We start from the raw sequence: 11,811 nt of genomic DNA, 5'->3' as shown, positions 1-11,811 counted from the left end.
CGTCGAGAACCTGCTCCTCGGCGTGATCCTCATGGCCGGCTCCGGGACCACCGTGCTGGTCGCCCGGGCCCGCGGCGCCGAGGACCCGGGAGCCGTACGGGCCGCCGTACGCGGCGGCTGGGCGCTGTGCGCGCTCATCGTGCCGCCCGTCGCGGTCGGCGGGTACGTCCTGCGCGATCCGCTCGCCCGGCTGGTGCTCGGCGGCGACGGCCCGCCCGCCGCCCTCGCTGCCGGCTATTTCGCGATCTCGCTCCCCGGCATGGCCGTCTTCTTCGCGACGAACCTCCTCGACGGCATCCTCAAGGGCGCGGGCGACACCCGCACCCCCATGCGCCTCGCCTTCCTCGCCAACGGTCTGATCCTCCTCCTCGACCCGCTGCTCATCGACCGGTACGGGGTCGGCGGCGCCGCCCTCGCCACCGTCGTCGGCCGCTCGGCGGCCCTTGCCGCCGGGCTCGTCGCCCTGCGCCGCAACCCGGTGCTGCGCGCCGCCCGAGCCGCCCCTCCCGCCGGGCCCGGCCGGCCCGTTTTCGGAGTGTTGCGCCGAACCGCCCGCACCGGACTGCCCATGTCCGCAGACTTCGTCGTCCGCATGGCGGGCGCCCTCGCGCTCGTCGCCGTCGTGGCCCGGCTCGGGGTCACCGCCGTGGCGGCGTACGGCATCGCCACAAAGGCCATGTACGTGGCCACGATGGCGTTCTACGCCGTGCGCCAGGCCGCCTCCATCCACACCGCGCATCTGCTCGGTGCCGGGCGCGACGAGCGGCGGGCGGTCGGACGCCAGGCGCTGCTGGTCTCCGGGACGCTCGGCGCGGGCGCCGCGCTGTTGCTGCTGGGGCTCGCGCCCTGGGTGATGCAAGCCTTCGGCGCGGGCCCGGCGGTGGCCGGGGCCGGGGCGACGTACCTGCGCTGCCTGGGCCCGTATCTCACCCTGCTCGCCTGCTTCATCGCGCTCGGCGGGGTCTTCGAGGGCAGCGGCGGCAGCGCCCTGGTGGCACGGATCACCATCGTCGGATCACTGGTCCAACTGCCGCTCGCGTACGGGCTGTCGGGGTTCGGCCTGCCGGGCGTGTGCCTCGCCATGGCCCTGGCCATGGCAGTGCAGTGCGCGGCGATGGCCCGGCTGTTCCGGCGGACCGCGCCCGCCCGTCAGGACCCGACGGTCTTCCTGTCGCGCACGGGCTGAGCGGGGAGCGCGTGCCGTCTCCGGCGCCGCTGCCCGGCGACCGTACTCGTCCACAGCCGTCGGCAGGCCAGCACCGTCGCCGTCACGAGCAGCCCGTTGCGCACCGCCAGCAGCGCGACGCCGGGCGGATCGCTCGCCACCACTTCCGCGAACCAGATGGGGAACTCCAGGAACGTGACCCCGGTGGCCGCGAGCACCAGACAGGCGGGCGGCGCCATCCGGCTCGACCGGAACACGAGACAGACCGCGGCCAGACCCACCAGCCAGACCATGTACTGGGGGCTGATCACCCGGCTCGTGGTGGTGAACAGCAACACCGCGGTGAACGCCGCGTCGGCCGGGGTGCTCGCCGTGAACTCCCCGGCCCGCAGCCGCCACACCACCATCCAGCCGAGGGCCAGGAGCGTCAGCCCGAGCGCCGCCGCGCTCACCAGCGGGACGTACGGGCCGAGGAACTCGACGGAGCCGTAGTTGAGCAGCACCTGCCCGTCCCAGCCGAAGTGCCTGGCCACATGGAAGACCAGTGCGCCCAGCGACTCGATCTCGGTGCCCCGGTCGCGCTGGAAACCGAGGAAGGCCAGCGCCCCCGGCATCGTCACCGCGAAGGCCAGCAGCAGTCCGGTCCCCGTGACCGCCGCGGCGGCCCAGGAACGGCCCCGGCGCATCCCGGCCAGCAGGAGCACCGGCCACACCTTGAGCAGCGCGCCGAACCCGGCCAGGGCGCCCGCGAGCCCGGGCCGGCGTGCGGCCGCGAGGAGGGCGGCGACCGCGACCGCCGTCACCATCAGGTCGTAGCGGGCGTACGCGGTCGGGCCGAGCAGCGGCACCCCCGCGACCCAGACCCAGATCCCTTTCGGGGACTTGCCGGGCCGCCGCCCCGCGTACAGCAGCAGCCCGGACACCACCGCGTCGCAGACCAGCGCCAGGACGAAGAAGGCGGAGACATAGCCGAGAAAGGGCAGCAGAGCGGGGGAGAGGATCGCGAGGGCGGCGGCAGGCGGGTACTGCCAGGTGACATCGTCCATCGGGTACGTGCCGGTCCTCAGTACCTCGTACCAGCCCTGGTAGATCACCGTGACATCGCTGGTCACATCGGGGCCGGTGACGTACAGGACCTTCAGGACCCAGAGCAGCAGGACGGTCCTGGTCAGGACCCACACCGCGACGGGCAGCCCGGCTGCGCCCTTCATGACCACCTCATGCCGTTTCGTACGGTGCCGAGCGGCCATGATGCCCGGAACGACCGTATGCCTGCGAAGAGGCGTGGCCGCCGTTGGTACTGTCGGCGGCGATGGACAAGACCCTGATCGTGACCAACGACTTCCCGCCCCGGCCCGGCGGCATCCAGGCGTTCCTCCACAACATGGCGCTGCGCCTGGACCCCGAGCAGCTCGTCGTCTACGCCTCCACCTGGAAGCGCAGCCGCGAAGGCATCGAGGCCACCGCCGACTTCGACGCCGAGCAGCCCTTCACGGTCGTCCGGGACCGTACGACGATGCTGCTGCCCACCCCGCGCGTCACCCGGCGCGCGGTGGGGCTGTTGCGGGAGCACGGCTGTACGTCGGTGTGGTTCGGGGCCGCGGCGCCGCTCGGACTGATGGCGCCCGCGCTGCGCAAGGCGGGCGCGCGGCGGCTCGTCGCCACGACGCACGGCCACGAGGCGGGCTGGGCGCAGCTGCCCGTGTCCCGGCAGTTGCTGCGCCGGATCGGCGAGGGCACGGACACGATCACCTATCTCGGCGAGTACACGCGCTCGCGGATCGCCGCGGCACTGACGCCCGAGGCGGCGGGGCGGATGGTGCAACTGCCGCCAGGCGTCGACGAGAAGACCTTCCACCCGGGCTCGGGCGGAGACGCGGTCCGCGAGCGGCTCGGGCTCGCGGACCGCCCGGTGGTCGTCTGTGTCTCCCGGCTCGTGCCGCGCAAGGGCCAGGACACGCTGATCCTCGCCATGCCCGCGATCCTGGCGAAGGTGCCGGACGCGGTGCTGCTGATCGTCGGCGGCGGGCCGTACGAGAAGGAGCTGCGGGGGCTCGCGGACACGACCGGCGTGGCCGCGTCCGTGCGCTTCACGGGCTCCGTGCCCTGGGAGGAACTGCCCGCGCACTACGGCGCGGGTGACGTCTTCGCCATGCCGTGCCGTACGCGGCGGGGCGGCCTGGACGTCGAGGGCCTCGGCATCGTCTACCTGGAGGCCTCGGCGACCGGCCTCCCGGTCGTCGCGGGCGACTCCGGCGGCGCGCCGGACGCCGTCCTCGACGGCGAGACGGGCTGGGTGGTGCGGGGCGGTGTTCCCGAGGAGTCGGCGGACCGCATCGTGACTCTGCTGCAGGATCCGGAGCTGCGGCGGCGTATGGGGGAGCGGGGCCGCGACTGGATCGAGGAGCGGTGGCGCTGGGACCTCCTGGCGGACCGGCTGAGGGCCTTGCTTTAAGGGCCTGTCCGGTGGATCTTGCCGGGCACCTGCGGCGAGCGACGGGCTCAATCGAAGCCCGTCCTGCGTTCGAAGCCGGACACCTTGCCGGGTACGCATCCGCCCGTCCGGCGTTGGAGGACGGACACCCCGCCCGCGCCTGGCGCAAACGGCACTCTTGCACGCCCCCAAAAAATCACGCGCGGAGCGCATAGGCGGAACGCCAAAGTCCGCACATGCTGCGCACATGACACCAAATCTGACGCGCCGTCACCTCCTGGGTCTCGGCGCCCTCCAGACCGCCGCAGCACTCGGGCTGGCCCGGATCTCCCTCGCCGCCCAGCCCGCCGCAGGCGCACAGGACCACACCCCCGCTCTCGTCATCGGCTCCGGCTACGGCGCCGCCGTCACCGCCCTCCGGCTCGGCGAGGCCGGCATCCCCACCCTCATCCTCGAAATGGGCCGCCTCTGGGACACCCCCGGCCCCGACGGAAAGCTCTTCTGCACCACCGCTGCCCCCGACCACCGCTCCATGTGGTTCCGCACCCGCACCGAGGCCCCGCTCGCCCAGTTCCTCTGGCTCGATGTCGTCAACAAGAACATCAGCCCCTACCCCGGCGTACTCGACCGCGTCCGCTACGACCACATGTCCGTGTACGTAGGACGCGGCGTCGGCGGCGGGTCACTGGTCAACGGCGGCATGGCCGTCACCCCGCAGCGCGCGTACTTCTCCGAGACGCTGCCGACCGTCGACGCCACCGCCATGTACGACACGTACTTCCCGCGCGCCCGCCAGATGCTGGGCGTCAACACCGTCAACCCGGCCTGGTTCGAGTCGACCGAGTGGTACCGCTTCACCCGGATCTCCCGCAAGCACGCCGCCAACGCCGGCCTGAAGACCACCTTCGTACCCAACGTCTACGACTTCGGGTACATGGAGCGCGAAGCAGCGGGCCAGGTCACCAGGTCCGCCCTCGCCGGCGAAGTCATCTACGGCAACAACCACGGCAAGCGCAGCCTCGACAAGACCTACCTCGCCGCCGCGCTCGGCACCGGCAACGTCACCATCGAGACCCTCCACCGGGCCCGTGCCGTCCGGAGGCAACCGGACGGCACCTACGTCGTCACCGCCGATCGCATCGACGCGACCGGCAAGGTCGTCGCCACCCGCGACATCGGCTGCACGCGTCTGTTCCTCGGCGCCGGCAGCCTCGGCACCACCGAACTCCTCCTGCGCGCCCGGGAGTCCGGCGCACTGCCCGACCTCAGCCCCCACGTCGGCACCGGCTGGGGCACCAACGGCAACGTCATGACCGCCCGCGCCAACCACATGTGGGACACCGTCGGGGCCAACCAGGCGACCATGCCCGTCATGGGCATCGACGACTGGTCCAACGCCACCAATCCGGTCTTCGCCGAAATCGCCCCGCTCCCGATGGGCTTCGAGCACTGGATCAGCCTCTATCTGGCGATCACCAGGAATCCGGAGCGCGGCACGTTCAGGTACGACGCGGCCAGCGACTCCGCGAAGCTCAACTGGACCCAGGCGCAGAGCCAGGTCTCCGTCGACGCGGCGAAGAAACTCTTCGACCGCATCAATCTGAAGAACGCCACGATCTACCGGTACGACCTGTTCGGCGGCAACAGGACTTTCGCCGACGACTTCACGTACCACCCGCTCGGCGGCTGCGTGCTCGGCCGGGCCACCGACGACTACGGCCGGGTGCGAGGGGCCCCCGGCGTGTACGTCACCGATGGAGCCCTCGTCCCGGGCTCCATCGGCGTCAATCCGTTCGTCACGATCACCGCGCTCGCCGAACGCAACATCGAGCGCGTCCTCGCCGAGGACTACGCAGGGGCCTAGGCCCGGTAGATCCCCTCGATCTCGTCGGCGAAGTCCTTCGCCACCACATTGCGCTTCAGCTTCAGCGACGGCGTGATGTGGCCGGCCTCTTCCGTGAACTGGGAGGTGAGAATGCGGAATTTCCGCACCGATTCCGCCTTGGAAACCGCGGCGTTGCCGTTGTCCACCGCCCGCTGGATCTCCGCCAGCAGATCCGCGTCCTCGCGCAGCGAAGCGGCCGTCGAACCGGCCGGCTTCCCGTTGTCGGCGACCCAGCGGGCCAGGAACTCCTCGTCGATCGTGACCAGCGCGCCCACGAACGGCCGCCCGTCACCCACGACCATGCACTCCGCGACCAGCGCGTGAGCCCGGATACGGTCCTCGATGACCGCCGGAGCGACGTTCTTGCCGCCCGCCGTCACCAGGATCTCCTTCTTCCGGCCCGTGATCGCGAGGTAGCCGTCCTCGTCGAGCGTGCCGATGTCACCGGTGTGGAACCAGCCGTCGGCCAGCGCCTCCGCGGTCGCCGCCTCGTTGTTCCAGTACCCCGTGAAGACGTGCTCGCCGTGCACCAGCACCTCGCCGTCGTCGGCGATCCGCACCACCGAGCCCGGCAGCGGCTGCCCGACCGTACCGATCTTCTGCCGGTCCCACGGGTTGAAGGCCGTGGCCGCACACGTCTCCGTCAGGCCGTACCCCTCCAGCACCGTGAAGCCGATGCCGCGGTAGAAGTGGCCGAGCCGTTCGCCCAGTGGCGCACCGCCGGAGATGGCGAACTCGCCGCGACCGCCCAGCACGCCCCGGAGCTTGCTGTAGACGAGCCTGTCGAAGACCTTGTGCTTGAACTTCAGTCCCAGCGACGCGCCCTGCGGGGTGTCGAGCGCGCGGCTGTACGCGATCGCCGTGTCCGCGGCCTTGTCGAAGATCTTGCCCTTGCCGTCCGCCTGGGCCTTCGCCCGCGCGGAGTTGTAGACCTTCTCGAACACGCGCGGCACGCCGAGGATCATCGTCGGCCGGAAGGAGGCGAGTTCATCGGTGAGGTTCTTGATGTCCGACACGCAGCCGAGCTTGATCGGCGCCATCGCCGGGGCGAGCGCGACCATACGGCCGAAGACGTGGGCGGCCGGGAGGAAGAGCAGGACGGAGCTCTGGCCCGTGCGGAAGAGCGGCTTGAGGCGCTCGACCAGATTGCCGCACTCCGAGAAGAAGGCGCGATGGGTGAGGACACAGCCCTTGGGGCGGCCGGTCGTGCCCGAGGTGTAGACGATCGTCGCCGGATCGTCGGCCTTGGCGACCGCGCTGCGCTCGTCGACCGTCTCGTCGGAGATCTCCGCGCCGGCGGCGGTCAGCTCCTCGACCGCGCCCCGCTCGATCTGCCACACGTGCTGAAGGGCCGGCAGCGAATCCCGTACGGCCCCGAGCGCGGCGGCGTGCGCGTCGCTCTCCACGATCGCCGCGACCGCACCGGAGTCACCGATGATCCACTGCACCTGCTCGGGGGAGCTGGTCTCGTAGACCGGCACGGTCACACCGCCGGCGCTCCAGATCGCGAAGTCGAGCTGCACCCACTCGTAGCGGGTGCGGGACATCAGGGCGACCCGGTCACCGGGCTGGATCCCGGCGGCGATCAGACCCTTCGCGGCGGCCCGCACCTCGGCCAGGAACTGGGTCGCGGTGACATCCGTCCAGGCACCGGCGACCTTTCTGCCCATGACCGCGGTGTCCGGATGCTGTGTGGCATTGCGGCGGATGAGATCCGTCAGATTGCCGTCCGTGGGGACCTCGTACAGGGCCGGAAGGCTGAACTCGCGCAAGACTGCTGCTCCTCATCGGGCGCCGGCGCCACGGCTCTGTGTGAACGCACCGGGGACTGCCCGGACGTTACCCATCAGTACTTGGTTCCGGATAGGGGGTCCCGGTCAGATGTTCCCTGCGTCACACCTGTGTGCCGCACCTCCGCGAACACTATTCCACCCGCCGGACGACCAGGAAGTAACCGCAGGTCCGGCCGCCTCTACCCAGTACCCCGCCGACGACCCTAGGGTGATCGACATGCGAGTTCATGTGGTCAGTGACGTGCACGGGAACACATCGGATCTGGCCAAGGCGGGCGACGGGGCCGACGCCCTGATCTGCCTCGGCGACCTGGTGCTCTTCCTGGACTACGCCGACCACTCCCGCGGCATCTTCCCCGACCTCTTCGGCGTGGAGAACGCGGACCTGATCGTCGAGCTGCGCACCGCCCGCCGCTTCGACGAGGCCCGCGAGCTCGGCCGCAGGCTCTGGGCGGGGCTGGACCGGGACGCCGCCATCCTCGCCGCCGTACGCAAGCAGTACGCCGAGATGTTCGCCGCGTTCCCGACCCCGACGTACGCCACCTACGGCAATGTCGACATACCGACCCTCTGGCCGGAGTACGCGCGGCCGGGCACCACGGTCCTCGACGGCGAGCGCATCGAGCTGGACGGTCGCGTCTTCGGCTTCATCGGCGGCGGACTGCGCACCCCGATGCGGACGCCGTACGAGATCTCCGACGAGGAGTACGCCGCGAAGGTCGAGGCCCTCGGTGAGGTCGACGTCCTCTGCTCGCACATCCCGCCCGACGTTCCCGAGCTGACGTACGACACCGTCCCCCGGCGCTTCGAACGCGGCAGCCGGGCCCTGCTCGACGCGATCCGCAGGACGAGGCCCCGGTACGCCCTCTTCGGGCACGTCCACCAGCCGCTGGCCCGGCGCATGCGCATCGGCGCGACGGAGTGCGTGAACGTCGGGCACTTCGCGTCCACGGGCAGGCCGTGGGCCCTGGAATGGTGAGCGGTCCGGTCACGGTAGATTGCACACCGCAACCCCGTCCGGATAGCACTGGAGGAGCCCGGCGATGGCGGAACACACCAGCTCGAGCATCACCATCGACGCGGCACCGGCCGATGTGATGGGGGTGATCTCCGACTTCGCGCGCTACCCGGAGTGGACGGGCGAGGTGAAGGAGACCGAGGTCCTGGAGAAGGACGACCAGGGCCGCGCCGTGCAGGTCCGGCTGGTGCTCGACGCCGGTGCGATCAAGGACGACCACACCCTCGCGTACACCTGGACCGGTGAGAACCAGGTCTCCTGGACCCTGGTCAAGTCGCAGATGCTGCGTGCCCTGGACGGCTCGTACACGCTGGCCCCGGCCGGTGGCGGCGAGCGCACCGAGGTCACCTACCAGCTGACCGTCGACGTCAAGATCCCCATGCTCGGGATGATCAAGCGCAAGGCGGAGAAGGTCATCATCGACCGCGCCCTCGCCGGCCTGAAGAAGCGCGTCGAGTCCGGCCCGAAGGCCTGACGACCGCCCTCATGCGCACCGTTCTCGTCACCGGGCCCGGCGGCTCGGGCCGCACCACCGTCGCTGCAGCGACCGCGCTCGCGGCGGCCCGGCGCGGCGGACGGACCCTGCTGCTCTCGGCCGAGGCCGACGCCGTGCTCGGAGTCCCGGTGGGGACCGCTCCGGGCCAGGTCACCGACGGGCTGTGGGCCGCGCGGATCGACTCCGGTGCGCATTTCCGCAGCGAGCTGCTCACCTTCCAGGAGCGCAGCTCCGCCGCGCTCGATCTGCTGGGCGCACACAAGCTGGAGGACGCGGAGCTCACCGAACTCCCCGGCAGCGAGCAGTTCGCCCACCTTCGCGCGCTGCGCGACGCGGCGGCCGGCGACTGGGACGTACTGGTCGTCGACATGCCCCCGGTCCGCGACACCATCGCCCTGCTGGCCCTGCCCGAACAGCTCCGCCGCTATCTGCGCCGGCTGCTGCCCGCCGAGCGGCAGGCGGCGCGTGCGCTCCGCCCCGTACTCGCGCAGCTCGCCGGCGTCCCGATGCCCGCGCAGTGGCTGTACGAGACCGCCGCGCGCTGGGAGACGGAGCTGGCGGCGGTACAGGAACTGATCGAGGATCGGAGCACCACCGTCCGGCTGGTCGCGGAGCCGGGACCCGCCGCCGAGGACACCCTGCGCACCGCCCGGACCGGCCTCGCCCTGTACGGGACGGTCGTCGACACTCTTGTGGCGAACCGGATCCTGCCGGGGGAAACGCCCGACCCCTGGCTCGCGGCGCTCCGTGCCCAGCAGACCAAGTGCCTGGCGGGCTGGTACGAGGAGTGGGCGCCGGCCGCCTCGCTCCGCAAGGTCCCCCACCTGGGCCGGGACCCGCGCGGCCTCGACGACCTGGCCGCGCTGGACACGATGCCGGACACGGTGCAGGCCACAGGACCGTACACAGGGCCGGACACGGAGCCGGGTGCCACCGTTTCCGAGACGGCCGGCCTCGGCGGCGGGCTCTGCCCGGGCAGCGACGGCTTCGCGGCCGGAAGCACGGGGCGTGGCGCCGGGCCGGGCCGTGTCTGCGTCCGGGGCACGGAAGAGCCCGGTGGAGGTGGGGACGGACCTCTGGAGGACGGACCTCTGGGGGACGGCGAGCTCCACTGGGTGCTGCCGCTGCCGGGAGCCGTCAAGGAGGAGCTCGATCTGCTCCGCCGCGGTGATGAACTCTTCATCACGGTCGGCCCGTTCCGCCGGATCTTCCTCCTCCCCTCCGTCCTGCGCCGCTGCACGGTCTCCGGTGCGGGCCTCAGGGAAGGCCACCTGAGGGTCAGGTTCACGCCGGACCCCGACCTGTGGCCTCGCAGACGCTGAAGGGTCCGCGGTCGTTCGGGTACCGTCAACAGTACGAAGCCCTTTCCGAGGAGTGCGCCATGAGCGATGCCACCGAGCGTCCCACCAACGACGCCGATGCCGACGCCTGGGCCACGGCGTGCGACGAAGACCTGAAGGCGGAGCAGGCCCGCCGCCGGGAGCAGTACGGTCACCCCACAGGCACCGCGGGTGAAGAGCTGCGCAAGCTCATCGACGCGGTCGCCGACAAGGTGTCCTCGATGCAGAACCCGCTGTTCGGCATGGCCACGCAGGGTGCCGTACAGCAGCTGATCAGCCAGGCCAAGTCGGCCGTCGAGCCGGTCATCGAGCGCAACCCGCAGGTCTTCGACCATCTCGCGGCCGCGGGTAACGAACTGCTGGCCGCGTACCGCTCGGCCGTCGAGGGCCACGAGCGGCGCTGGACGCGTGACGAGACGACCGGCCAGAACCACCGGCGGGACGAAGGGCCGGGTCCGAGCGAGAAGATCGACCTGGACTGAGGCCCCGACTCCCTCCGGTACGGTTGGCCTTAGCGGGGCTCGACCGAAAACTGAGGGACACATGGGACTCACCATCGGCGTCGACATCGGCGGCACCAAGATCGCGGCCGGCGTGGTCGACGAAGCGGGCACCATTCTCGAGACGCACACGGTGCCCACTCCGCCGACCGCCGAAGGCATCGTGGATGCGATCTGCTCGGCCGTCACCGCAGCCGGTAAGGGGCACGACATCGAGGCGGTCGGCATCGGCGCCGCCGGCTATGTCGACGAGAAGCGCTCCACCGTCCTCTTCGCGCCGAACATCGACTGGCGCCACGAGCCGCTCAAGGACAAGATCGAGCAGCGCGTAGGCCTTCCCGTGGTCGTGGAGAACGACGCGAACGCGGCGGCGTGGGGGGAGTACCGCTTCGGCGCGGGCCAGGGCCACGAAGACGTCATCTGCATCACGCTCGGCACCGGTCTCGGCGGCGGGATCATCATCGGCAACAAGCTGCGGCGTGGACGCTTCGGTGTGGCCGCCGAGTTCGGGCACATCCGGGTGGTTCCCGACGGCCTGCTGTGCGGCTGCGGCAGCCAGGGCTGCTGGGAGCAGTACGCGTCGGGGCGCGCCCTCGTCCGGTACGCCCGCCAGCGCGCCCTCGCGACCCCGGAGAACGCGGAGATCCTGCTCGGCCTCGGCGACGGCACGCCCGACGGCATCGAGGGCAAGCACGTCAGCGCCGCCGCCCGGCAGGGCGACAAGGTGGCCGTCGACTCCTTCCGCGAGCTGGCCCGCTGGGCCGGTGCCGGTCTGGCCGACCTCGCGTCGCTCTTCGACCCGTCGGCGTTCATCGTCGGAGGCGGCGTCTCGGACGAGGGCGAGCTGGTTCTCGACCCGATCCGGAAGTCGTTCCGCCGCTGGCTGATCGGCGCCCAGTGGCGACCGCACGCCCAGGTCCTCGCGGCCCAGCTCGGGAACAAGGCCGGCCTGGTCGGCGCGGCGGACCTGGCCCGCCAGGGCTGACGCCCTCCCACCCCTTTCACGCGCCCGCCGCGCCCCTCCCCGGGGCCCGGCGGGCTCGCGCGTTCCGGGCCCTTTCCCCTCCCCGCCCCTTCTGTTTGAGCCCCGCCGGCGATTGAGGCGCAGGGGTGCGGGGGCAGAGCCCCCGAATCGGGGTCTGGGGCGGAGCCCCAGTTCGGGAAGGGGCGGGGAGGGGAA

At 71.5% G+C, this 11,811-nt stretch carries 10 protein-coding genes; 8 read left to right on the top strand and 2 right to left on the bottom strand.

All coding sequences use genetic code 11. The annotated features are described in order from the left end of the window. A partial coding sequence (locus ACWGI8_RS28350; RefSeq protein ID WP_453665131.1) for an MATE family efflux transporter occupies positions 1-1,186 on the top strand: 1,186 nt, incomplete at its 5' end. On the opposite strand, the gene ACWGI8_RS28345 is transcribed toward ACWGI8_RS28350, so the two are convergent. Continuing rightward, positions 1,150-2,376 (bottom strand): glycosyltransferase 87 family protein, encoded by a 1,227-nt coding sequence (locus ACWGI8_RS28345; RefSeq protein WP_453665129.1) that lies wholly within the window; start codon positions 2,374-2,376, stop codon positions 1,150-1,152. The genes ACWGI8_RS28350 and ACWGI8_RS28345 overlap by 37 nt on opposite strands. Positions 2,377-2,477: 101 nt before the next feature. Between ACWGI8_RS28345 and ACWGI8_RS28340 the strand changes: the two genes are divergently transcribed. Further along, entirely contained in the window at positions 2,478-3,620 is a 1,143-nt protein-coding gene (locus tag ACWGI8_RS28340; RefSeq protein WP_453665128.1) for a glycosyltransferase family 4 protein, read from the top strand. Positions 3,621-3,846: 226 nt separating this feature from the next. Then, positions 3,847-5,463 (top strand): GMC oxidoreductase, encoded by a 1,617-nt coding sequence (locus ACWGI8_RS28335; RefSeq protein ID WP_453665126.1) that lies wholly within the window; start codon positions 3,847-3,849, stop codon positions 5,461-5,463. Here ACWGI8_RS28335 and ACWGI8_RS28330 read toward each other — a convergent pair. Further along, positions 5,460-7,256, bottom strand: coding sequence for an AMP-dependent synthetase/ligase (locus ACWGI8_RS28330; protein ID WP_453665124.1), 1,797 nt, complete (start codon positions 7,254-7,256; stop codon positions 5,460-5,462). The two genes, ACWGI8_RS28335 and ACWGI8_RS28330, sit on opposite strands and share 4 nt — an antisense overlap. A 238-nt stretch (positions 7,257-7,494) precedes the next feature. Here ACWGI8_RS28330 and ACWGI8_RS28325 point away from each other — a divergent pair, with 238 nt between their 5' ends. The 5 genes from ACWGI8_RS28325 to ACWGI8_RS28305 all read left to right on the top strand — a co-directional run bounded on the left by ACWGI8_RS28325 (position 7,495) and on the right by ACWGI8_RS28305 (position 11,616). Then, positions 7,495-8,256: a metallophosphoesterase family protein gene (locus ACWGI8_RS28325; RefSeq protein ID WP_453665123.1), complete on the top strand. Its 762-nt coding sequence runs from the start codon at positions 7,495-7,497 to the stop codon at positions 8,254-8,256. A 64-nt stretch (positions 8,257-8,320) separates the two neighbouring features. Continuing rightward, the gene (locus ACWGI8_RS28320) at positions 8,321-8,770 is read left to right on the top strand and encodes an SRPBCC family protein (protein ID WP_453665121.1); all 450 of its coding nucleotides are present in this window, start codon (positions 8,321-8,323) and stop codon (positions 8,768-8,770) included. A gap of 11 nt (positions 8,771-8,781) precedes the next feature. Continuing rightward, complete coding sequence (locus ACWGI8_RS28315) at positions 8,782-10,113, top strand: ArsA family ATPase (protein WP_453665119.1); 1,332 nt, start codon at positions 8,782-8,784, stop codon at positions 10,111-10,113. Between the two features lie 59 nt (positions 10,114-10,172). Beyond that, positions 10,173-10,613, top strand: a complete 441-nt coding sequence (locus ACWGI8_RS28310; protein WP_453665118.1) for a DUF5304 domain-containing protein — start codon at positions 10,173-10,175, stop codon at positions 10,611-10,613. A gap of 61 nt (positions 10,614-10,674) precedes the next feature. Next, positions 10,675-11,616, top strand: a complete 942-nt coding sequence (locus ACWGI8_RS28305) for an ROK family glucokinase (RefSeq protein ID WP_453665116.1) — start codon at positions 10,675-10,677, stop codon at positions 11,614-11,616. Positions 11,617-11,811 lie beyond the last annotated feature (195 nt).

This window comes from Streptomyces sp. NPDC054841 (assembly GCF_053611045.1).
This window is presented reverse-complemented; position numbering and strand designations above follow the sequence as displayed.

Bases quoted from the DNA above. Each gene is read 5' to 3' on its own strand.
- ACWGI8_RS28335 (WP_453665126.1), top strand. From the start codon at position 3,847: ATGACACCAAATCTGACGCGCCGTCACCTCCTGGGTCTCGGCGCCCTC.
- ACWGI8_RS28320 (WP_453665121.1), top strand. From the start codon at position 8,321: ATGGCGGAACACACCAGCTCGAGCATCACCATCGACGCGGCACCGGCC.
- ACWGI8_RS28305 (WP_453665116.1), top strand. From the start codon at position 10,675: ATGGGACTCACCATCGGCGTCGACATCGGCGGCACCAAGATCGCGGCC.
- ACWGI8_RS28325 (WP_453665123.1), top strand. From the start codon at position 7,495: ATGCGAGTTCATGTGGTCAGTGACGTGCACGGGAACACATCGGATCTG.
- ACWGI8_RS28345 (WP_453665129.1), bottom strand. From the start codon at position 2,376: ATGAAGGGCGCAGCCGGGCTGCCCGTCGCGGTGTGGGTCCTGACCAGG.
- ACWGI8_RS28340 (WP_453665128.1), top strand. From the start codon at position 2,478: ATGGACAAGACCCTGATCGTGACCAACGACTTCCCGCCCCGGCCCGGC.
- ACWGI8_RS28315 (WP_453665119.1), top strand. From the start codon at position 8,782: ATGCGCACCGTTCTCGTCACCGGGCCCGGCGGCTCGGGCCGCACCACC.
- ACWGI8_RS28310 (WP_453665118.1), top strand. From the start codon at position 10,173: ATGAGCGATGCCACCGAGCGTCCCACCAACGACGCCGATGCCGACGCC.